21 protein-coding genes are annotated in these 21447 nt (G+C 70.9%); 11 read left to right on the top strand and 10 right to left on the bottom strand.

The window, feature by feature from the left end; all coding sequences use genetic code 11:
- Positions 1-3 precede the first annotated feature (3 nt).
- Together IO24_RS0136065 and IO24_RS0136060 are read left to right on the top strand one after the other, a co-directional pair.
- Positions 4-342 carry a hypothetical protein gene (locus tag IO24_RS0136065; RefSeq protein ID WP_157851316.1) on the top strand — a complete coding sequence of 113 codons (339 nt, stop codon included), beginning with the start codon at positions 4-6 and terminating at the stop codon, positions 340-342.
- 196 nt (positions 343-538) lie between these two features.
- A complete protein-coding gene (locus tag IO24_RS0136060) occupies positions 539-1501 on the top strand; it encodes a LysR family transcriptional regulator (protein WP_031143414.1) in 963 nt (320 codons plus the stop codon).
- Here the strand turns inward: IO24_RS0136060 and IO24_RS0136055 are convergent.
- On the bottom strand, positions 1473-1985 hold the full coding sequence (locus IO24_RS0136055; protein WP_107063096.1) for a GNAT family N-acetyltransferase: 513 nt from the start codon (positions 1983-1985) through the stop codon (positions 1473-1475). The genes IO24_RS0136060 and IO24_RS0136055 overlap by 29 nt on opposite strands.
- Before the next feature lie 12 nt (positions 1986-1997).
- Positions 1998-2924 carry a mycothiol synthase gene (gene mshD, locus IO24_RS0136050; RefSeq protein ID WP_031143410.1) on the bottom strand — a complete coding sequence of 309 codons (927 nt, stop codon included), beginning with the start codon at positions 2922-2924 and terminating at the stop codon, positions 1998-2000.
- 144 nt (positions 2925-3068) lie between these two features.
- Between mshD and IO24_RS0136045 the strand changes: the two genes are divergently transcribed.
- The 3 genes from IO24_RS0136045 (at position 3069) to IO24_RS0136035 (ending at position 7324) form a co-directional block, all read left to right on the top strand.
- Positions 3069-4886, top strand: a complete 1818-nt coding sequence (locus IO24_RS0136045) for a bifunctional metallophosphatase/5'-nucleotidase (protein WP_031143409.1) — start codon at positions 3069-3071, stop codon at positions 4884-4886.
- Between the two features lie 58 nt (positions 4887-4944).
- On the top strand, positions 4945-6156 hold the full coding sequence (locus IO24_RS0136040; protein WP_031143408.1) for an LmeA family phospholipid-binding protein: 1212 nt from the start codon (positions 4945-4947) through the stop codon (positions 6154-6156).
- 133 nt (positions 6157-6289) lie between these two features.
- The gene (locus IO24_RS0136035) at positions 6290-7324 is read left to right on the top strand and encodes a glycoside hydrolase family 5 protein (protein WP_031143407.1); all 1035 of its coding nucleotides are present in this window, start codon (positions 6290-6292) and stop codon (positions 7322-7324) included.
- Positions 7325-7382: 58 nt separating this feature from the next.
- Here IO24_RS0136035 and IO24_RS0136030 read toward each other — a convergent pair whose 3' ends face one another.
- The 8 genes from IO24_RS0136030 to IO24_RS0135995 form a co-directional block, all read right to left on the bottom strand.
- The gene (locus IO24_RS0136030; RefSeq protein ID WP_031143406.1) at positions 7383-9449 is read right to left on the bottom strand and encodes a pectinesterase family protein; all 2067 of its coding nucleotides are present in this window, start codon (positions 9447-9449) and stop codon (positions 7383-7385) included.
- A 94-nt stretch (positions 9450-9543) separates the two neighbouring features.
- Complete coding sequence (locus tag IO24_RS0136025; protein WP_031143405.1) at positions 9544-10605, bottom strand: CU044_5270 family protein; 1062 nt, start codon at positions 10603-10605, stop codon at positions 9544-9546.
- Positions 10602-11207 (bottom strand): RNA polymerase sigma factor, encoded by a 606-nt coding sequence (locus IO24_RS0136020; protein WP_031143404.1) that lies wholly within the window; start codon positions 11205-11207, stop codon positions 10602-10604. The genes IO24_RS0136025 and IO24_RS0136020 overlap by 4 nt, the downstream gene beginning before the upstream one ends.
- A 126-nt stretch (positions 11208-11333) precedes the next feature.
- Positions 11334-12803 carry a sensor histidine kinase gene (locus tag IO24_RS0136015; protein WP_031143403.1) on the bottom strand — a complete coding sequence of 490 codons (1470 nt, stop codon included), beginning with the start codon at positions 12801-12803 and terminating at the stop codon, positions 11334-11336.
- Positions 12804-12811: 8 nt separating this feature from the next.
- A complete protein-coding gene (locus IO24_RS0136010) occupies positions 12812-13549 on the bottom strand; it encodes a response regulator transcription factor (protein WP_031143401.1) in 738 nt (245 codons plus the stop codon).
- Positions 13550-13701: 152 nt separating this feature from the next.
- A complete protein-coding gene (locus tag IO24_RS0136005; RefSeq protein ID WP_031143399.1) occupies positions 13702-14721 on the bottom strand; it encodes a S1C family serine protease in 1020 nt (339 codons plus the stop codon).
- Between the two features lie 142 nt (positions 14722-14863).
- Positions 14864-15886, bottom strand: a complete 1023-nt coding sequence (locus IO24_RS0136000) for a LacI family DNA-binding transcriptional regulator (protein WP_031143397.1) — start codon at positions 15884-15886, stop codon at positions 14864-14866.
- A gap of 128 nt (positions 15887-16014) precedes the next feature.
- The gene (locus IO24_RS0135995; protein WP_031143395.1) at positions 16015-16794 is read right to left on the bottom strand and encodes a response regulator transcription factor; all 780 of its coding nucleotides are present in this window, start codon (positions 16792-16794) and stop codon (positions 16015-16017) included.
- A 173-nt stretch (positions 16795-16967) separates the two neighbouring features.
- Here IO24_RS0135995 and IO24_RS41295 point away from each other — a divergent pair, with 173 nt between their 5' ends.
- From IO24_RS41295 to IO24_RS0135970, 6 genes are all read left to right on the top strand, one after another.
- Positions 16968-17819: an alpha/beta hydrolase gene (locus IO24_RS41295; protein ID WP_031143393.1), complete on the top strand. Its 852-nt coding sequence runs from the start codon at positions 16968-16970 to the stop codon at positions 17817-17819.
- A 76-nt stretch (positions 17820-17895) separates the two neighbouring features.
- Positions 17896-18150, top strand: coding sequence for a MoaD/ThiS family protein (locus IO24_RS0135985; RefSeq protein ID WP_031143391.1), 255 nt, complete (start codon positions 17896-17898; stop codon positions 18148-18150).
- A 3-nt stretch (positions 18151-18153) separates the two neighbouring features.
- A complete protein-coding gene (locus IO24_RS0135980) occupies positions 18154-19266 on the top strand; it encodes a hypothetical protein (protein ID WP_031143389.1) in 1113 nt (370 codons plus the stop codon).
- Positions 19267-19414: 148 nt separating this feature from the next.
- Complete coding sequence (locus tag IO24_RS0135975) at positions 19415-20152, top strand: LmeA family phospholipid-binding protein (RefSeq protein WP_031143387.1); 738 nt, start codon at positions 19415-19417, stop codon at positions 20150-20152.
- A gap of 203 nt (positions 20153-20355) precedes the next feature.
- Positions 20356-20436, top strand: a complete 81-nt coding sequence (locus IO24_RS47725) for a putative leader peptide (protein WP_350310325.1) — start codon at positions 20356-20358, stop codon at positions 20434-20436.
- Between the two features lie 137 nt (positions 20437-20573).
- On the top strand, positions 20574-21419 hold the full coding sequence (locus tag IO24_RS0135970; protein WP_031143385.1) for a sulfurtransferase: 846 nt from the start codon (positions 20574-20576) through the stop codon (positions 21417-21419).
- Positions 21420-21447 lie beyond the last annotated feature (28 nt).

Genomic DNA, 21447 nt, shown 5'->3' with positions numbered 1-21447 from the left:
CGGGTGCTCGCCCCGGACCCCGTCGCCGACATCACGCTGGAGGCCGGGGCGGCCTTCGTGCTGGCGGTGGCCGCCGCGGCGGTCGCGGTGCGCTGCAGCGACGTCGCCAGGCCCGGGCCGCGGTTCGCGGCCGGCCTTCTGACCTCGGCGGTGCTGGTCCAGCTGTTCTGGCCGGGGCGGTGGGCGCTGCTCGTGCCGGTGGAGGACGAGCGGTGGGCGGCGGCGCATGATCGGTGGGCGGTGGTGCTGGCCGGGGCGGTGCTCGTGGGCGTGCTGGGTGCGGTGGAGCCGGTGCGGCGGCGGGTCCGGCGCCAGTGTCCTGCGCCAGAGATCCGTCGGTAGATCTGTCTCGTCTCGGCGGTCGGACCTTCCGCCGCCGATCCGGGTGTCGACCGTCCGCGGCTCAGCCACCACCCAGGAACTTGCGGCGCAGCACACTAGTACGTCGAGTGGTTGTGCAAAGGGGCGCATCCGGCCTCGGGGTTCCCTCTTACCGGCCCCTCCGACAGCCACGAGTTGTGCGGTTACGCTGCGCCTCGTGGACCTCAAAGCCGTACGGGCCTTCGTCGCGATCGCCGACTCCGGGCAGTTCCAGAAGGCCGCCGTGGACCTGGCCCTCACCCAGCAGGCCGTGTCCAAGCGGATCGCCACGCTGGAGAAGGACCTCGGTGTGCGGCTGCTGGTCCGCACACCGCGCGGGGCGGAGCTCACCATCGACGGGCAGGCCCTGCTGCCGCACGCCCGGGTCCTGCTCCAGGCCGAGGAGCGGGCGACGGCCGCCGTGCGGCCCGGGGACCGGGCGCTGCGGGTGGACGTCGTGGGGCGCCGGGCCGCCCCCGGCGGGCTGGTGCAGCACTTCCACCGGGCGCACCCGGAGATCGCGCTGGACGTCGTCACGCTCTTCGACGTGGACACGGCCGTGGCCGCCGTGCGGGACGGGGCCGTCGACGCCACCTTCCGGGCCGTCACCATGCCCGGGCAGCGGCTCCCCGACGGCATCACGGCCACCGCGGTCCTCGACGAGCCGCTGCGGCTGTGCGTCGGCCCCGGCCATCCGTTCGCCCGGGCCGACTCGGTGACGACCGCGCAGCTCGCCGGACACCGGATCTGGATGCCGGGCAACGTGCCCGGGACCGAGTGGCACGCCTACTACGAGGCACTCGCCGCCGAGTTCGGGCCGGTCATCGACACCATCGGGCCCAACTTCGGCCTCGAAGCGCTCCTCGACACGATCGCCGGTTCCCCGACCGTGGCGACCTTCCTCAGCGAACGCACCCCGCACGTCTGGCCGGTCGGCCACGACCTGCGGCTCGTCCCGCTGCGGGACCCGGTCCCGGTCTATCCGCACTCCCTGCTCTGGCGCACGGACAACGCGCATCCCGGCCTGGCCGCCCTGCGCGACCACCTGGTCGCGACCCGCCCCCGGCCGCCGGAGGGTGAGTTCTGGCGGCCGTCGTGGGCACAGCTCCCGCCTACCCGAGCCGCTTCTCCATCAGCGTGAAGGACTTGGGCGGCCCGCCCGGCTGCGGCTTGCCCTCCTTGCGTCCCACGACCCGGTAACCGGCCTCCCGGTAGTAGGCGTTGAGCTGGGTGTTCGTGGCCAGGCAGTCGAGGCGCACGGCGGTCCGCCCGACCTCGGCCACCCGGCGTTCCGCGGCCGCCAGCAGCAGCTGTCCCGTGCCGGGCGCAGCCGTACTGCGGTCCACCATCAGCCGGTGCACGTATCCGGCCACCGGTGGCTGCGCACCCCAGGCGTCCTCGTCCTCCCACCACAGCTCCCAGGCTCCCGCGAGCCGCCGACCGGCCTCCGCCAGCCAGACCTCGCCGTGCGCCATGACCCGGCGGAAGTGGTCCTCGTCCAGCTCACCCGGCCGCCACTGCCCGGTGATGCCACGGGCCAGCATCCAGCGGGCGGCGTCGTCGCGGAGTCGGACGAGGGCGGCCAGATCGGCCTCGGCGGCCGGGCGGACGCGGAGACCGAGCACCGAAGGCACGGCTCAGGTCTCCGTCCGGTACATGAGGTCCACCTCGTGCGTGACGAACCCCAGCCGCTCGTACACCGACACCGCCGCCTTGTTGTCGGCGTCGACGTACAGCATCGCCGTGGGCAGACCCTGCCCCGCCAGGTGCCGCAGCCCGATCGTGGTCAGGGACTTGCCGAGGCCGCCGCCCTGCGCGTCGGGGCCGACGCCGAGCACGTACACCTCGCCGAGGCCCTCATCGGCGTGCACCTTGGTCCAGTGGAAGCCCACGAGGTCGTCGCCGCGGAAGGCGAGGAAGAACCCCGTGGGGTCGAACCACGGCTCGGCCTTGCGGTCGTCGAGGTCGCGCTGGGTGAGGGAGCCCTGCTCGGGGTGGTGGGCGAAGGCTGCGGCGTTGACGGCGAGCCAGGCCGCGTCGTCCCGGCCGGGCTCGAAGGTGCGCACGGTGACGCCCTCGGGCAGCACCGGCTCCGGGGCGTCGAAGCCGGCCAATGGGCGGCGCATCTGGCGCAGTTCGCGGAACAGCGTCAGGCCCAGGACCTGGGCGAGGTGCCGGGCGGCGGAGTGCCCGCCGTGCGCCCACACCCGAAGTCGCTTGCCGGAGGCGGCCAGCAGGGCCGAGCCGAGAGCCCGGCCGTGCCCGTGTCCGCGATGCCCGGGATGCACCACCAGTTCGGCGGCGGGCGGCTCCACCTCGTCGGTGTCCTCCAGCTGGGCATAACCGACGAGTTCCCCACCGGTGGTCAGCAGCAGATGGGACACGCCCTCGCGCTCCCCGCCCCGCACCCGCAACCGGCCCTGTTCGGACACCGCCTGCTGCCCGTCGGTCCGGGCCGCCTCGTCGAGCAGCCCGAGCACGGCCTCGGTCTGCTCCGCGGGGAGCGCGGCAAGGGTCTCGATCGAGCGGGGGCGGCCGGGCCGTACGGTGTCGTCGCTGGTCATACGTACGAGGGTACGGGGCACCACCGGCAAACGGCGGCAAAGAAGCAACCAGGTCGTAACCACGAAAGGCCTGTCGCGCTACGCGCGTTGACTCTAGGCTGCGCCGGACGACATCACTGTCCCAGCAGACCCACAGGGGGGCGTATGCCAGCCACTTCACCGGCGCATCCGGAGCGCCGGAGACGTCGTACGAACCGTTTCGTCGCTCTCGCCGCCGGTGTCGTCACCGTCGGCGCGCTGGCCGCCGCGGCCCTGCCGGGGGCGGCGACCGCCGGGGAGGACCACCGCAAGGGCGGGCACTGGCCCGGCCGCTACCAGGACGTGCAGCTGCTGTCCTTCAACGACCTGCACGGCAACCTGGAGCCGCCGACGGGCTCGTCCGGCCGGGTCACCGAGCACCAGCACGACGGCACGACGAAGACCATCGACGCGGGTGGCGTCGAGTACCTCGCCACGCATCTGCGGCAGGCCCGCAAGGGCGAGAAGTACTCCGTCACCGCGGCCGGCGGCGACATGGTCGGCGCTTCCCCGCTGATCTCCGGACTGTTCCACGACGAGCCCACCATCGAGGCGCTGAACAAGCTCGACCTCGACGTCACCTCCGTCGGCAACCACGAGTTCGACGAGGGTGCCAAGGAACTGGCCCGGCTGCAGAACGGCGGCTGTCACCCGAAGGACGGCTGCTACGCGGACAAGAGGTTCAAGGGCGCCGACTTCCCCTACCTGGCGGCCAACGTCCTCGACGAGAAGACCAAGAAGCCGATCCTCAGGCCCTACTGGGTGTGGAAGAAGAACGGCGTCAAGGTCGGCTTCATCGGCGTGACCCTGGAGGGCACCCCTGACATCGTCTCCGCCGAGGGCGTCAAGGGCCTGTCCTTCAAGGACGAGGTCGAGACGATCGACAAGTACGCCGAGGTGCTCCGGAAGCAGGGCGTGAAGTCGATCGTCGCGCTCATCCACGAGGGCGGCTTCCCGGCGTCGACGTCGTACAACTACGACTGTGACTCCCCGGGCGCGGGCGACGGCATATCCGGCCCGATCGTCGACATCGCCAAGAACGTCACGCCGCAGGTGGACGCGCTGGTCACCGGCCACACCCACAACGCGTACGTGTGCAGCATCGCCGACCCGGCGGGCAAGCCCCGCATGGTCACCTCGGCCGCGTCCTTCGGCCGCCTCTACACCGACACCACGCTGACCTACGACCGCAAGACCGGCGACATCGCCCGGACGGCGGTGAAGTCCGCGAACCGCGTGGTCACCCGGGACGTCCCCAAGGCGCCCGACATGACCGAGCTGATCAGCAAGTGGAACACGCTGGCCGCGCCCATCGGCAACAAGCCGATCGGCTACATCTCCGGCGACATCGGCAACACCGGCACCGAGTCACCGCTCGGCGACCTCATCGCCGACGCCCAGCTCGCCCACGGCAAGCAGCTCGACCCGGAGACCGACCTGGCGCTGATGAACCCGGGCGGTATCCGGTCGCCCCTGACCTACGCGGCCAAGGCCGGTGAGGGCGACGGCGTCGTCACCTACGCCGAGGGCTTCACGGTCCAGCCGTTCGCCAACACCGTGAACCTCCAGGACTTCACGGGCGCGCAGCTGATCCAGGTGCTCAAGGAGCAGGTGTCCGGCCCGAACGCGGCGGCCCCGAAGGTCCTGCAGGTCTCGTCCGGCCTGACCTACACCCTGGACCTCACCAAGTCCGGTGCCGACCGAGTGGTCACGGACAGCATCAGGCTGAACGGCTCGGCCATCGACCCGGCGGCCACCTACCGCGTCGCGACGAACAGCTTCCTCGCGGGCGGCGGCGACGGCTTCCCGACCCTCGGCCAGGGCGGGAACGACGTCGTAGGCGCCGACGACCTGACCGCGCTGGAGCAGTACCTGACGGCCAACTCCTCGGCGTCGAACCCGATCGCCCCGCCGAAGGCGGACCGCATCACGATCGTGAAGTAGATCGCATACCGGGGGTTCGAGTTGCGGGTGGGGGCGGTACGCATGGTCGGATGGCTCGATGCGTACCCCCCACCACCTAGATGCGCATCCCCGTCCGAACCCGTACGAGGAGCTCGCCGCCCTCGATGACGGGCCTCTGGAGGAGACCCCTCTGGAAGAGTTCCTCGAGAAGGAACGCGATGCGGGCGCCGAGGACGCCTGGACCCCGCCGGACCATCGCCGCGGCGGCAGGCGCCGTAGGAAGAATCGTTTCGCTGGCCTGCCGTTCGCGGTGAAGGCGGTGGTCGGCCTGGTCGTCCTCGCCTCGTTCACCGCCCTCGGCGACCGCTGGGCCGTGCTGTACGCCGAGCACCGTGCCGCCGACACCCTCAAGGACCGCCTCGACCTGGCCGCGGCGCCCGAGGTGGAGATCGGCGGCTTCCCCTTCCTCACCCAGCTCGCCGACAAGCACCTGGACTCGGTGAAGGTGACCGTCCCGGACGTCGCCGCCGACCGGGTCTCCCTGGCGAAGGTGTCGGCGACGGCCCACGACGTACGACTGGACGCCGACGGCCTCACCTCCGTGCGCGGCGCCCACGTCCCCCGCTTCGACGGGGACGTCCAGCTGACCTTCGCCGACCTCAACCGCGAACTCGGCGCCTCACAGGTGACGTTCACCGGCGAGGGCCGTGACCGGGTCCGGGCCGACGGCACCCTGCCGGTCGCCGGGCACGACCTGCGGCTGCGCGCCGAGGCCCGGATCCGGCGGCAGGGCGAGCGGGGCATCGCCACCGAGATCGGCAACATGCGCCTGGACATCGGCGACCTGGCCACCTACCGCCCCGGCACCCGCCCCTCGGAGGGCCTGCATCTGACGCCCAAGGGCACCGCCGACCTCGCCCGGGAGACCCGCAAGGCCAAGGCGCTGCTGTCGGTGCCGGCCATCGTGCAGCGGATGGGCGTTCCCGAGACGACCGTGCGCGAGGCCCTGGCCGACGACGGCAAGCTCACCGAGCTGACCGGCTCCCCGCGCTTCGCCCGTCAGGCCGCCCGCCTCAACCTCATCGACCTGGCCCTGGAGAACCCCGGCGTCATGCGCCGGCTGGGCCTCGACCCCAAGCTGCTCGACTCCCTGTCGGGCCTGACCCGCCCGGTGCTGGCGGACCGGCTGTCGCTGGCGTTCGAACTGCCCGAGCCGGAGCAGGGGGACGTGCGGCTGCAGGACGTACGGGTGGAGGAGGACGGCATCCGGGTGCGGGTGTCGGGATCGGGGCTGACCCTGGGCTCCTAGCCTGCGTTCTTGATGAAATTTGGTGTGCAGATGTGTTGACCTCTGTTCGGGTTCTCTTCTAGTTTGCGGGAGCCAACGAGCCGCCGATCTGTACCCGAGGTTCGCTCGAACGTACTGCTCAGAAGGGGACGTCGTGACACGAAAGACTCACCGAGGGACAGCCGGACTGGGGGCGCTGCTCGCCTGCGCCACGGTATTCGGCGGGACCCTGGCTTCCCCAGCGGCCGCCTCTCCCGCCCACCGTCCCGCCACCCCGCCCCCCGTCAGTGACTTCAAGGGCGTCAACTGGGCCGACCCGCGGGACAACTACGCCGACGACGCCGTCGTGCCCTCGGGCCTGTCCACCTCCGACGGCTACGTCACCACCTACGCCAAGTCCAAGGCGATCATCAGCGGATTCTCCAAGCTCGGCGCCAACACCGTCCGCCTCCCGGTCAACCCGACCTCGGTGAACGGACCGTTCTGGAAGTCGTACCGGGGCGCGATCGACGCCGCCACCGCCAAGGGCTTCAAGGTCATCCTGGGCTACTGGGAGGCCGACAACGCCAAGGACGGCAAGATCGACGACCAGGCTTCCTGGAACCGGATGTGGGCGCGGATCACCTCCGCCTACGCCCGCAACCCCAAGGTGTACTTCGAGCCGATGAACGAGCCGTTCGGCTACACCGCGCAGGAGTGGACCGACATCGCCGCGAAGTGGGTGAACACCCACAACGACGTGCCCCGCGACCGGGTCCTGATCGGCGGCTACAAGTACAGCGAGGACGTCAAGCCGGTCTGCGCCGACCCGCGCCTGAAGGGCACGCGCCTGGCCCTGCACAACTACGGCTTCTGGCACACCGACTGGACCAGCGTCGACCAGTGGAAGCAGGACTTCAAGGCACGCATCGGCGACTGCGCCTCGCGCACGATCCTCGACGAGTTCGGCGCCTCGATGACCACCGGCCTGGACTACAACGGCCCGGTGGGCACCTCCAACGAGGTCGCGTACATACAGGCCGCGACCGACACCATCCGCGAGCTGGGTCTCGGCTCGGTCTACTGGCCCGGCCTGCGCAACGGTGACACCTACTCCCTCACCACGCTCCAGGGCACCGGCACGAAACTCAGCCTGACGGTGAACAACCAGAGCGGCCTGGACCGGCTGCACCACGCCTGGAAGCAGTAGCGGTGGTGACCCTTCCGGGTCCGGCGCCGCTCGTCAGCCGGACCCGGAAGGGAGCCGTTCAGGACGCCGAGGGCGCCCAGCCCGCGAGCCAGTCCGCGACCTCCTGGTTCGCGGCCTGCGCGTCGGTCAGATGCGGCCGGTTCGAGTTCGCCGGCCCCGCACCCGCGCCGGAGTTCTTGTACTCGGCGAACCGGTCGTCCTTCCAGGAGAAGCCGCTCATGTCGGTCCACGGCGTGGACTTGACCGCGGAGCTGAGGCTGGTGTTGCGGACCGTGGTCTGCGGGTCGAGGGACGCGTCACCGCCCGCGTGCCAGGGCCGTCCGAGGTAGAAGCTCCCGGCCGACACATCGCCGTTCACCGTGGAGTTGGCGATCAGGATGCCCTTGCGGTTCGCTGCGGTGCTCGGCGCGGTGATGTACCCGGCCGAGGTGCCGTTCCAGCGCTTCTTCAGCGTGATGACGGACCTGTCGACGACGGCCGTGGCCCGGCCGAAGATGAAGTCGACGTTGCCGATGACGTAGGAGTTGCCGACGTAGACCCGGCCCAGCCGGTCCTTCGACGCGGTGTCGAGCAGCAGCGTGTCCTGGTCCCCGCTGACGATGATCCCGTCCAGGAACACCTTGTCGGCGGCGGTCCGCAGGGCGACGGCCTGATGCCCGCTGAGTTGCTGGTTGGCCTTCTCGTCGAAGTCGTTGGAGATGGTCAGGTTCCGGGCCTGGAAGTCGTCGGCCTCGACGGCGACGGTGGCGCTGCCGCCCGTGCCGTACGTGCCGCCGCCGGGCTTCGGCGTACCGGAGGCGTTGTTGTAGACGATCGTCGTGTCCTTGCGGCTGCCGCCCGTGCCCTGGATGGTGACGTGCGGCTTGTTGGAGGGCACCTTCACCAGTTCGCGGTACGTCCCCGGCTTCACGGCGATCACCACGCGCGACGGGTTGTTCGCCGGTACGGCGTTCACGGCGGCCTGCACGGTCGTGTACTGCCCGCTGCCGTCCTTGGCCACGGTGAGGGTCGTCGCGGCGGCGGCCCTGGTGGAGGCGGCGGCGGTCGTACCGATGGAAGCGCGGGGCCCGGCACCGGACTTGAGGATCGACGGAAGGTCGGTGGCCTTGTCGAGGGTGTAGGGGTAGTAGGCCTTCGGATCGAAGGCGGTCCCGCCGCTCTCGTTGCGTCCGCTGGTGCCGGAGAAGGAGTTCCCGCGCTGGACGACGGCGGCGCCGCTGTCCTTGATGACGGGGTTCTTGACGCCCTGGAACAGGGAGTTCTCCAGGACCATCTTCGTCGCGCCGCGCGAGTAGTTGCCGTACGACGACTTGATGCCGGTGCCCGGGGCGTCCTCGAGGAAGTTGTTGTAGAGGTGGGCGTGCGCGGCGTTGTCGGTGGACGGGTTGCGCTGCTCGGTCTCGCGGATCCAGTTGTGGTGGATCGTGATGTCGGTCTTGACGTTCTCGGTCCAGCCGATGCCGAAGGTCTTGTTGTTGTCGCTCAGCCTGTTCCAGGAGACGGTGACGTTCGTGCTGTCCTTGCGGACGTCGATGAGCCCGTCGGCCATGTGCCGCAGATCGTTGTGGTCGATCCACACGTGATGGGCGCCGTCCATCTGGATCGCGTCGAAGTCGTGGTCCTTGTCGTTCCACACGCCCTGGTACGCGTCCCGGATGGTCAGGTTCCGGATGATCACGTTGTGCACGCCCTGGCCGAGGAAGAACCCGCCGCCGACGATGTGCCCGGAGGTCCCGGCCCCCACGATGGTCTTGTCGGACTTGACCTTGATCTCTTTCCCGACCGGGTTCATCGTGATGGTCCCGGCGACGACGATGACGTACGGCTCGGTCGCGGTGGCGTACTTCTCCAGCTCGGCGAGCGTCTTGACCGTGACGGTCTTCCCGTCCCGGCCGCCGTACGTCCCGTTCTGCCCGAGCGCGTTGACGGAGGCGAACCCGTCGGCGGTGTCGGCGGCCCAGGCGGGGGCGGCGGCGGAGGCCTCCTGCGCGGTGGAACCCAGGACACCGAGATCCGTGCCGTAGGCGAGGGTGCCGGCGGCGGTCAGAGCCAGGGGGACCCCGACCGCCAGGGCGGTGCGGCTTCTGCGGTGACGCGGACGGGCCTTGCTACGCGGCTCACTCATACGGCGATCCGATCCGTGTGGGGGAATGACCGCTGATCAGTCGCCGCCCCACACGGAAAGGTTGCCGCCCTGGCCTGGTGGGCCCGGTTATCGGTCAGCTTCGGTTCTTGGTCCGTGTGCGCTCCGCGTCGGTGGGCTGTCGGCCGGCTTCGTCGACGACGGCGTGCTCCAGCTCGGCCACGCTGGACAGCAGGGTCCCGGCCTTTCCGTAGGGGGCGTCCTTGGTCAGGTAGCTGCGGGAGCCCAGGAAGGTGAAGTCCTTCTCGTCGAAGACCCACTCGGTCCGGACGCCGTACCGCGTGTCGTCGCGGGCGATACCGAGGCCCTTGCGACCGATCGCGTCGCGGGCCTGAGGGGCCGGGGTGACACCCGGGATCTTCGCCGCGGCCCGGTAGAGGGCGGCTGCCGTGCGGGGCGGCATCACCCCGCCGAGCAAGGATCCGATCTGCTCGAACACCGCCTGGTCACGTTCCCGCCCATCGGGGTGCGGGGTCTTGGCGTACAGATAGGTCAGCAGCTTGTCGGGGTCGGTGGGCAGCGAGCCGAGCCAGCGGTAGGTGGGCCGGTTGATACCGGCGGGTGTGCCCTCGGTGTCACCGAGATCGGCGTTGATGGGCAACGTCTCACCGTTCTCCCGGACCAGGCCGAGCTTCCGCAGGGGCCCCGGCTCCTCAGCGGCCCACACCTCACGGTCCGTCAGCGGGCCGAGGACGGCCTTCCCGCTGGTCAGGTCGGCCCCGCGGGCCTTCTCCCTGGTGTAGGTGAACTGGTCGTCGCGCACCGTGAGGCCGACGCGCGTCTCCGTGGCGTCGGAGATCCGGTCCAGGAGCGCGGCGGCGGGCTGCATGTCCGTGGCCGCACGGTGCGACGCGGTGCCGGGGGACGCCGGGTCACCGCCGGTCAGCGCGATCCCCGCGGTCACCGCGCAGGCCAGGGCCAGGGCGGTCGCCGGCGCCAGGACCGCGGGCCGCAGCAGTCGGCGGGCCGGCCGGGTACGGGCGACCCGGTCGTGGTCGATGTGGTGCATCAGAAGGTCCCTGTGACGAAGGTGCTGCTCGCGCGGAAGGTCCCAGTCGGCCGGGGCCGGGAGCAGGCGGGCGATCTCCTCGCGGTCGCCGTGCCGCTCCGGGGAAGCGCCGGTGGTGTCGTCGTTCATGTGAGCTCCTCCCGTACGGGCAGAGCCGCGATCGCGGCCGCACTTGTCATCTCTCCGCGGGCGGTCGGTGGTTCCCGGTCTTCTTCCGCGAGGTGAGCGAGCTTCCTGCGGGCACGCGAAAGGCGGGACCGCACGGTTCCGACGGCGATGCCCAGCGCTTCTGCCGTCTGCTGGTAGTCCAGGCCGGACCACACGCACAGGGCCAGCACCTCCCGCTCCTGGCGCCGCAGCCGCCCCAGCGCGGACTGCACGGCACGCAAGTACCGTGCGTCGTCGATGCGCCCGATCGTCCGAGGCGCGAAGTCCTCCTCCACACGTGGCCGCGGTTGACGCGCCAGGAACAACTGCCGTCTGCGGACTCCCCGGCGGGCGTTGTCCGCCTTGTGGGTGGCGATGCCCAGCAGCCAGGGCAGCAGGGAGCCGCCGTCCTCCTGCACCCGCAACCGGGTCCGCCACGCGGTCAGGAACGTTTCGGACATGATCTCTTCGGCTGTCGACCAGTCGCCCGTCAATCGCAGCCCGTGGTTGTAGACGGCGCGGGCGAACTGCTCGTACAGCAGGGCGAATGCCTCTCGGTCCCCCTCGCGCACACGGCGGCGCACGTCGTTTTCTGAGTCCCTCACGACCACTTCTCTCCGCGACACGGGAGGAGTTCCTGTGGCCTGTGTCACGCACGGGTGCGACCCGACGCCGTAGAAGCCAGAGGCACATCGTAGGGAGGGGGCGGGTCAGACCGAGGCCGGAGGGGCCTCCGGTGGGGGAACCGCCGCCCCCGGCAGCCGTACCGTCGCCACCGTGCCTCCGCCCTCGGCCTGGGACAATGACACCTCGCCCCCCGCCTGCTGCACCGTGCGCGCCACGATCGACAGGCCCAGGCCCGAGCCCGGCAGCGCCCGTGCGCTCGGGGAGCGCCAGAAGCGGTCGAAGACGTGGGGGAGTTCGTCGGCGGGGATGCCCGGGCCGTGGTCGCGGACCGTCAGGACGCCCTCGGACAGGCGGACCTCGACCGTGCCGCCGTCCGGGCTGAACTTCACCGCGTTGTCCAGGATGTTCACGACCGCCCGCTCCAGGGCGGAGGGTTCCGCCCGGACGAACCAGGGCTCGATGTCCGCCGTGATCGTCAGCTCCGGCCCCCGCAGCCGGGCCCGCCGCAGCGCCGACTCGACCGTGTCCTGCCAGGCGACGATCTGCGTCCGGCCCGAGTGCTGGCTGGTGTCGGGGCGGGACAATTCCTGGAGGTCGCCGATGAGCGCGGCCAGTTCCGTCATCTGCGCCTTCACCGACGCGAGCAGTGCCTTGCGGTCCGCCTCGGGGATGGGGCGGCCCGTCTCCTCACTGCGGGTGAGGAGTTCGATGTTGGTACGCAGGGAGGTGAGCGGCGTGCGCAGCTCGTGCCCCGCGTCCGCGATCAGTTGCTGCTGGAGGTCACGCGAGCTGGCCAGGGCCGAGGTCATGGCGTTGAAGGAGTGGGACAGCCGGGCGATCTCGTCCTCGCTGTCGTCCTCCACCGGGATGCGGATGTTCAGGTCCTCCGTGCGTGCCACGTGCTCGACGGCGTCCGTCAGTTTGTCGACGGGGCGCAGACCGGCCCGGGCGACGGCCAGACCGGCGGCCCCGGCGCCGAGCACTCCCACGCCGGAGACCAGCAGGAGGATCAACGCCAGTTCGTTGAGCGTGGACTGCGTTCCCTTGAGCGGCAGGGCGATGACGAGGGAGTAGTCGGCGGCGACGACCAGGGGCAGGCGCCCGTCCTTGATGACGACCGCCGTCGTCAGGACGCGCAGCTTGTTGCCGTGCTCGTCCGTGCCGTCACGGATGCGGCCCTGGTTCGGGTCGGGGCCCCTGGCCACGGCCTTGTCGTCACCGGTGACGTGCACCTGGGTCGTGGACGTCGGGAACAGACACACCTCGCCGTCGACGTGGACCAGCTGCCCGTAGGTCTTGGGCCGCGCCCCCATGCCCAGCGAGTCGGAGGGCGTCTGACGGCAACTGCCCGTGAGCTCCTGGAATTCATCCGGGCGCAGCGGCCCGACCGACGACTTCAGGTCGTTGTCGATCTCGTCGTACAACTTCCCCTGCACGATGAACCAGCACGTCACCGACACCGCCGCCACGGCGAACGCCACCGCCGCCGCCACCAGCAGCGCCAGTCGGGAGCGGATCGGCAGGGAGCGGAAACGGCGTACGGCCCGGTGCATCGGGGGACTCACTCGGCGCCGCCCTGCCGCAGCACGTAACCGACACCCCGCACCGTGTGCACGAGCCGCGGCTCGCCGCCCGCCTCGGTCTTGCGGCGCAGGTACATCACGTACACGTCGAGGGAGTTCGACGAGGGCTCGAAGTCGAAGCCCCAGACGGCCTTGAGGATCTGCTCCCGGGTGAGGACCTGGCGCGGGTGCGCCAGGAACATCTCCAGGAGCGTGAACTCCGTACGGGTCAGTTCCACCTGGCGCCCGCCCCGCGTGACCTCGCGTGTGGACAGGTCCATGCGCAGGTCGGCGAAGGTGAGGGCGTCCTCGTCGGCCGGGTCGGCCACGCCGATGCCCGCCGCGTAGGAGCTGCGGCGCAGCAGCGCGCGGATACGGGCGAAGAGTTCGTCGAGTTCGAAGGGCTTGACCAGGTAGTCGTCGGCGCCAGCGTCCAGGCCGGTGACACGGTCGCCGACGGTGTCACGGGCCGTGAGCATCAGGATCGGTGTGGTGTCGCCGGTGGCGCGGATGCGGCGCGCTGCCGTCAGGCCGTCCATGCGCGGCATCTGGATGTCGAGGACGACCAGGTCGGGCCGGTAGGCCGCCGCCTTGTCCAGGGCGTCCGCGCCGTCGACGGCGACCTCGGTCCCGTACCCCTCGAACGCGAGGCTGCGCTGGAGTGCTTCGCGTACGGCCGGCTCGTCGTCGACGATGAGGATGCGCTGGGTGTCACGGTCGCCGTCTGCGGGGCTCATGGTCGGGGGTCCTCGGGGGTGAAGAGGGACGGGGGTGCTCTGACGCTCTCAGCGTCGCACGTCGCGGGGGAGTGCCGGGGGGGAGCGTCAGCCCCGTACCGTGCGGCGTCGGGCCGTCGTGGCCCGGCCCCCACGCCGGGCCTCGGTGGGCCTCAGTCGGTCGAACCCGCCCGCAGCTTCGCGAGGTCGGCCTTGACGGTGTTGATCGGGATGGCGAAGCCCAGGCCGACACTGCCCGCGTCGGAGGACGAGGAGGCCTGGCTGGTCGGCGAGTACATCGCGGAGTTGATCCCGATGATGTTGCCGTTCATGTCGATCAGCGCGCCGCCGGAGTTGCCCGGGTTCAGGGACGCGTCGGTCTGGAGCGCCTTGTACGTCGTCGTGCTGGACCCGGTGTCGCCGTTGAACTGGCGGCCGCCGAACTCGAACGGCCACTGGTCGCCCTGCCCCCACTGCTGCTGGCCCTGGCCCTGGCCCTGATCCTGGCCCTCCTCCGTCGGGACCGTGACGTCACGGTCGAGGGACGAGATGATGCCGCTGGTGACGGTGCCGGACAGCCCCTCGGGGGAGCCGATCGCCACGACCTGGTCGCCGACCTGCAGCCCGGCCGAGTCGCCGAGCGTGGCCGCCTTCAGGCCGGCGGCGTTCTCCAGCTTGATCAGCGCCAGGTCCTTCTTGCTGTCGGTGCCGACGATCTTCGCGGTGTAGGACTTGCCGTCGCTGGTCGTCGCCTTGATCTGCGAGGCGCCGGCGACGACGTGGTTGTTGGTGACGATCTCGCCGCCGCTCGTGATGATCACGCCGGAGCCGGTGGAGGACCCGGCGCTGGAGTCGGCGCTGATCTCGACGATGCTCGGGCTGACCGCCTTGGCGACCCCGGCGACGGTGCCCTTCTGGCTGGAGGGGATCACGTTGGTGCTGGTGGAGCTGGAGGCGACGGTGTCGTTGCCGGTCAGTTCCTGGATGCCGTAGGCGGTGCCGCCGCCTATCGCCGCCGCGACGATCGCAACGGCGGCGATCAGGGCGAGCGGGCCACGGCCGCGCTTCTTCGGATGCGGAGCATGCGCCGGGGCGTACGCCGGCGGGGGCGGCCACTCGGGGTTCACCGGGGCCTGCTGCTGACCCTCGTAAGGGTTCTCGTACTCGCCACTGCGGTGGAAGCTCTCGGTCATGCCATCGAGCTTGTCGCCCGACCATGAGAGCTTCCTGAGTGCTCCCTGAGAAGCCCGACAGAACCTCGTATGCCCGATATGAAGAGGCCCGTCGCCGGGGCGACGCCGCCCGATGAAGGGGCCCCTGCCCGACCGCCGGAGGCTACTCGCAGCCGCAGGACTGCCGGGTCACCAGCCGCGACGGGAACACCTTCAGCCGCTCCCGCCGGGCCCCCGCGACCCGCAGCCCGTCGTCGAGGACGAGGTCGACCGCCGCCCGGGCCATCGCCGGACGGTCGGACGCGATCGTCGTCAGGGGCGGGTCCGTGAGCGCCGCCTCCTTGATGTCGTCGAAGCCGGCCACCGCCAGCTCGCCCGGGACGTCGATGCGCAGCTCGCGCGCCGCCCGCAGCAGGCCGATCGCCTGGTCGTCGGTGGAGCAGAAGATCGCCGGCGGGCGGTCGGGGCCGGAGAGGATCTTCAGGGCGGCCTGGTAGGCGTCGTAGCGGTTGTAGAGGGCCTCGAAGAGGCGGCCCTCCGTGGAGATCCCGGCCTCGGCCATCGCGCGGCGCCAGCCCTCGACGTGGTCGGAGACGGGGTCGCCGACGGCGGGGGTCTCCGCTATGCCGCCCATACAGGCGACGTACTCGTAGCCGTGCTCCAGCAGGTGGCGGACGGCGAGCTCGGCGCCGCCCAGGTCGTCCGTGGTGACGGCGACGTCGTCGATGGCCTCGGGGCGTTCGTGCAGCAGCACCACCCGGGCGTCCCAGGCCTCGATCTCGGCGGCCGCCAGGTCGTTGAGCGCGTGGCTGACGAGGATCAGCCCGGAGACGCGCATGCCCAGGAAGGCGCGCAGGTAGTGGACCTCGCGCTCGCCCACGTAGTCCGTGTTGCCGACGAGGACCATCTTTCCGCGCTCGGAGGCGGCCTGCTCGACGGCGTGCGCCATCTCCCCGAAGAAGGGCTGGCGGGCGTCCGGGATGATCAGGCCTATGAGGTCCGTGCGCCGGGATGCCATCGCCTGGGCCACTCGGTCGGGCCGGTACCCCAGTTCCTTGATCGCGGCGAGGACACGCTCGCGCGTGGCCGGGGCGACCGGCCGGGGTCCGTTGTTGATGACATAGCTGACCACGGCAGTGGAAGTCCCTGCCAGCCGCGCCACATCATCCCGAGTCACCTTGGCCACGCGCGGAGTCTACGCGGATATAACCGCTCCGGGCAGGGCGTAAAGGAGGTTCTGTACGATATCCCGACCGCCGTCCGGGGCACCCTGTGCGGGAAGCGATGCCCAGGTCGGCGACGCAATACGCCTCTTTACGCCTTCGCGCGAGTCTCGGTCGCGTCCAGAGCGGGCGACTTGTCCGCAGTGTCCGGCTTTGCCTGGGCCGCCTTGGCCTTCGCCTCCTCGGCGGCGCGCTCCACCTTCTCCGGCGTAACGAATCGATAACCGACGTTCCGGACGGTGCCGATCAGCGACTCGTGCTCGGGGCCGAGCTTGGCGCGCAGCCGCCGTACGTGCACGTCGACCGTGCGCGTACCGCCGAAGTAGTCGTAGCCCCAGACCTCCTGGAGCAGCTGGGCGCGGGTGAAGACGCGGCCGGGGTGCTGCGCGAGGTACTTCAGGAGCTCGAACTCCTTGAAGGTGAGGTCGAGGACGCGGCCCTTGAGCTTGGCCGAGTACGTCGCCTCGTCGACCGACAGGTCGCCGTTGCGGATCTCCATCGGGGAGTCGTCGCTGACGATCTGCTGGCGGCCCATGGCCAGGCGCAGCCGCGCCTCGACCTCCGCCGGGCCGGCCGTGTCGAGCAGGACGTCGTCGATGCCCCAGTCCGCGGTGACGGCGGCCAGGCCGCCCTCGGTGACGACGAGGACGAGCGGGCAGCCGGGCCCGGTGGAGCGCAGCAGCTGGCAGAGGCTGCGGACCTGCGGCAGATCGCGCCGGCCGTCGACGAGGATGACGTCGGCGCCGGGGGTGTCGACGAGGGCGGGGCCCTCCGCGGGGGCCACACGCACGTTGTGCAGGAGCAGGCCGAGGGCGGGGAGCACCTCCGTCGACGGCTGGAGGGCGTTGGTCAGGAGCAGCAGAGAACTCATACGTCTGGTTCCTCCTCGGTCCCTGCGAGGACGCTTGTTGGCACAGCACGGGCTCTGCGATCCCGAAGGCCCCGTACACCTGCGGTTTCCCGCGTCGTATACAACGCTTCCGAAAGCACAAAAGGACCCGGGGGCTACGCTGCCCGAGTCCTCTGCCCAGCAGAATAGCCCACATGAGCTCTGGTCCGGCAGGTCATGTGGCGCGTTCCACCGATCGTCCGCATCCCGAGACGGCCACGGGGACGCCCGTGCGGAGGCCGTCGAGGACGTTTCTGCGCACCTCCGACGGTGTGACGATCGATGCCGTATACGACCCGGGTGCCGCTGTATACGACGCCTCCGGGACGCCTTCCGCTCATCCCGTGTTCGTCGTCGCCCACGGCTTCACCGGGGCCGTGGACCGGCCGCACGTTCGACGGGTGGCGCAGGCCTTCGCCCCTTACGGCGCCGTGGTCACGTTCTCCTTCCGGGGCCACGGGGCGTCCGGCGGGCGGTCCACGGTCGGGGACCGGGAAGTGCTCGACCTGGCGGCGGCGGTGCGGTGGGCGCGGGAGCTCGGGCACGCGCGCGTGGGGACGGTCGGGTTCTCGATGGGCGGCTCGGTGGTGCTGCGGCACGCGGCGCTGCACCCGCGCGAGACCGACGCGGTGGTGTCGGTCAGCGCACCGGCCCGCTGGTACTACCGGGGAACCGCCCCCATGCGGCGGCTGCACTGGCTGGTGACGCGGCCCGAGGGGCGGATCGTCGGCCGGTACGGCTTCGGTACGCGCATCCACCACCGGGACTGGAACCCGGTCCCGCTCTCTCCGGTGGAGGCGGTACCGAGAATCGCCCCCACCCCGCTGCTCATCGTGCACGGCGAGGCCGACGGCTACTTCCCCGTCGACCACCCGAGGATGCTGGCCGCGGCCGCCGGTGACCAGGGCGAACTGTGGCTGGAGCCCGGGATGGGACATGCCGAGCACGCCGCCGGCGACGACCTGCTGGCCCGGATCGGGGAGTGGGTCAAGGGCCGGGCGGGCTAGCCTGACGGGGTTCACCGTCGGGTGAGCCCGTTGTGAGTCTGATGAGTCCGCTGCGACTGTGCGATTGAGGAAGCAGATGCCAAAGGTCACGGTGCGCTACTGGGCCGCCGCCAAGGCCGCGGCCGGGGTGGCCGAGGAGCCGTACGAGGCGGCCACGCTCGCCGAGGCGCTCGACGGGGTGCGTGAGCGGCACCCCGGTGAACTCGAGCGCGTCCTGCTGCGGTGCTCGTTCCTGGTGGACGGCGACCCCGTGGGCACCCGCGGACATGAGACGGTACGGCTGGCCGACGGCGGCACGGTCGAGGTGCTCCCGCCGTTCGCAGGAGGATGAGCGATGACCAACCAGCCGAACGACGGTTACGACCCCTACGACCCCTACCGGTCCTACGGGCAGCAGTCCCAGCAGTCCCAGCAGCCGCAGCCGCAGCAGCCGCAGGCATGGCCCGGGCAGGGTTACCAGGGTTACGACGACCCCCACGCCGCTCAGCAGTACACGCAGCAGTGGCAGGGGCAGACCTGGGAGACGCAGACGCACCAGGCCGTGACGGCGGAGGAGACGGCGTACCTGCCGCCCCAGCCCCCCCAGAGCCCGCAGGCCCCCCAGCCCCCCCAGGGACACGCGGCTCCGGCTGACGCCGAGGCCGCCGATGCCTCCGCTTCCGGTTACGGCCCGGCCACCGTCGGCGGGAACACGCGTGTCACGGACGCGCAGCGGGCCCGGGCGGAAGGGCGGTCCCCGGTCATCGAGCCCGGGTTGCAGCCGGCCGCGCTGACGGCGCTGCTCGGCCTGCTGCTGGCCGGTGCGGCGGCGGTCGGGACGTACGCGCTGCTCGTGCCGCTGGTGATCCTCCAGGCCGTCACCGCCGCGGGCTGGTTCCGGCTGAACGGGATGTGGCCGGCCCGGCAGGGCATCGCGCTGGGCTTCGCGGGTGCGCTGGCCGCGGACGCGGCGCTGCTGGTCTCGGGCCGCTCGCCGTCGGCGATCCTGGGCACGCTCGGAGTGTGGGTGCTGCTCGCGCTGGTCCTGCAACTGCGGTCGCACGCCGACCCGGACGAGCGGATGTACGGCCTGATGGCGACGGTCGCGGCCTCGGCGCTGGCGATCGTGGCCGGCGGGTACCTCGCGGCCGCCGCGGACGCGGTGACGGTGGGCGCGGTGGCCGTGGCGGTGGCCGTCCTGGTCCGCGCGCTGCCGCTGCCGACCCCGGCCTCGGTGGTGGTGTCCCTCCTCGCGGCGGCGGGCGCGGGCGTCGCGGCCGGTTCGGTCACGGATCTCGGCACCTCCGGTGCCCTCCTCGGTGCGGGCGCCGGCGCCTGCGCTCTGATCGGTCACCGGGTCGCGAGCTACGACTACCCGTCGCGCTTCGTCCACTTCACGGCGGGCGTGGCCCTGCCGCTGGCCGCGGCGGCCCCGGCGGTGTACGTCCTGGGCAGGGCGCTGGCGTAGATCCGGCGCGGGCGCCGGGCACCCGCCCTGTCACAGATGATCAACAATCCGCCGGTTCCTCTTCCCCGCAGGGTTACTCTCACGCCAGGGACGGCCACCCGGTCGTCAGAGACCGCCGTCTAACCGACTGGGTGGGGGAACACACCGCATGCGCGCACTGCGAATACTGCTGATCTTCGTCGTGATCCTGGGCGGGCTCTTCGTGATCGCCGACCGTGTCGCGGTCGGCTTCGCCGAGGACGAGGCCGCCGACCGGCTGAAGACGACGGAGAACCTGTCGGCGACCCCCGATGTGTCGATCAAGGGCTTCCCGTTCCTCACCCAGGTCGTCGGCGGTTCCCTGGACGACATCGAGGTCGGCATCAAGGACTACGAGGCCGCCGCGGGCAACGGCGGCCAGAAGATCCGTATCGACGACCTCCAGGCCGACATGAAGGGCGTCGAGTTCTCCGGGGACTACAGCTCCGCCACCGCCTCCAGCGCCACCGGCACCGCGACCATCGCCTATGACGAGCTGCTGAAGACGGCGAAGTCGGAGCCCACCCAGGTCGCCCCGGGCGTCACCGCCAGTGTCATCGGCCTCTCCGACGGCGGCAACGGCAAGATCAAGGTCACCGTCGAGGCCACCGTCCTCGGCACCGAGCTCCCGGAGCCGGTCTCCGTGCTCAGCTCGGTGAAGGTGGACAACGGCACCGTCCGCGTGCACGCCGACGGCCTGCCCAAGTTCGGCGGCGTCGACATCGCCGAGGACCGCGTCCGGGCGATCACCGACTTCCAGCAGAAGATCGACGGCCTGCCCGGCGGCATCAAGCTGGACACGGTCCAGGCCGCCCCGAACGGCGTCGAGATCACGGTGAAGGGTTCCGACGTCCGGCTGGCCGGGTAGGAAGGCGCACGGCGGATCCGACCTGCGCTGTCCGGTGGGCGAGACGGCGATGTCCGCAGCGTAGATGTGGCGGGGAGCACGGTCGGCCGGATGCCGTGCGGTGAGGGGCCGGGCGGCCTCCCGATCCCATATGGCGGATTGTTGCGTCTCAACATGCGACACGCCGGTGACACGCCCGCCCTGCCGTCCCTACGATCGACGCTATGAAGCGACAGGCGGACCTCACGAAGCGGCGGGCAGTAGACCTGTGCCGCGTCGCCGCCATGCTCTGTCGCACCTTCTGAGCGATCGCGCCGGCAGTCGCGCCGGCGCGCGCATCCCCGCCGCCCCGCATCAAGGGCACCCGTGCGCCGCCCTGCCTCAAGGGCGCGCCCTGCAGACCTCGCACGCCCCGCCGTAACTGCCCCGGAGGAGATCAACCATGAGCCGCAGCGACGTCCTGGTCGACGCCGATTGGCTCCAGGAGCACCTGGACGACCCGACCATCGCGATCGTCGAGGTGGACGAGGACACGTCCGCCTACGAGAAGAACCACATCCGCAACGCCATCCGGATCGACTGGACCCAGGACCTTCAGGACCCGGTCCGCCGTGACTTCGTCGACCAGGAGGGCTTCGAGAAGCTCCTGTCCGACAAGGGCATCGGCAACGACCACACCGTGGTCCTCTACGGCGGCAACAACAACTGGTTCGCCTCCTACGCCTACTGGTACTTCAAGCTGTACGGCCACGAGAGCGTCAAGCTCCTCGACGGCGGCCGCAAGAAGTGGGAGCTCGACGCCCGCGAGCTGGTCGCCGGCGACGAGGTGCCGGAGCGTCCGAAGACGGACTACAAGGCCAAGGCCCAGGACACGTCCATCCGCGCCTTCCGCGACGACGTCGTGGCCGCCATCGGTTCGCAGAACCTCGTCGACGTGCGCTCGCCCGACGAGTTCTCCGGCAAGCTGCTCGCCCCGGCCCACCTGCCGCAGGAGCAGTCGCAGCGCCCCGGCCACGTGCCGAGCGCCCGCAACATCCCGTGGTCCAAGAACGCCAACGACGACGGCACCTTCAAGTCGGACGAGGAGCTCAAGGAGCTCTACGCCGAGGAGAGCGTCGACCTGGCCAAGGACACCATCGCCTACTGCCGCATCGGTGAGCGCTCCGCGCTGACCTGGTTCGTGCTGCACGAGCTCCTCGGTGTGGAGAACGTCAAGAACTACGACGGCTCCTGGACCGAGTACGGCTCCCTCGTGGGCGTGCCGATCGAGCTCGGCGCCAACAAGTAACCAACCCCCACCGACCTTTCCAGACTTC

Source organism: Streptomyces flavovariabilis, from assembly GCF_000725785.1.
In the GTDB taxonomy this organism is placed as follows: domain Bacteria; phylum Actinomycetota; class Actinomycetes; order Streptomycetales; family Streptomycetaceae; genus Streptomyces; species Streptomyces hawaiiensis.
This window is presented reverse-complemented; position numbering and strand designations above follow the sequence as displayed.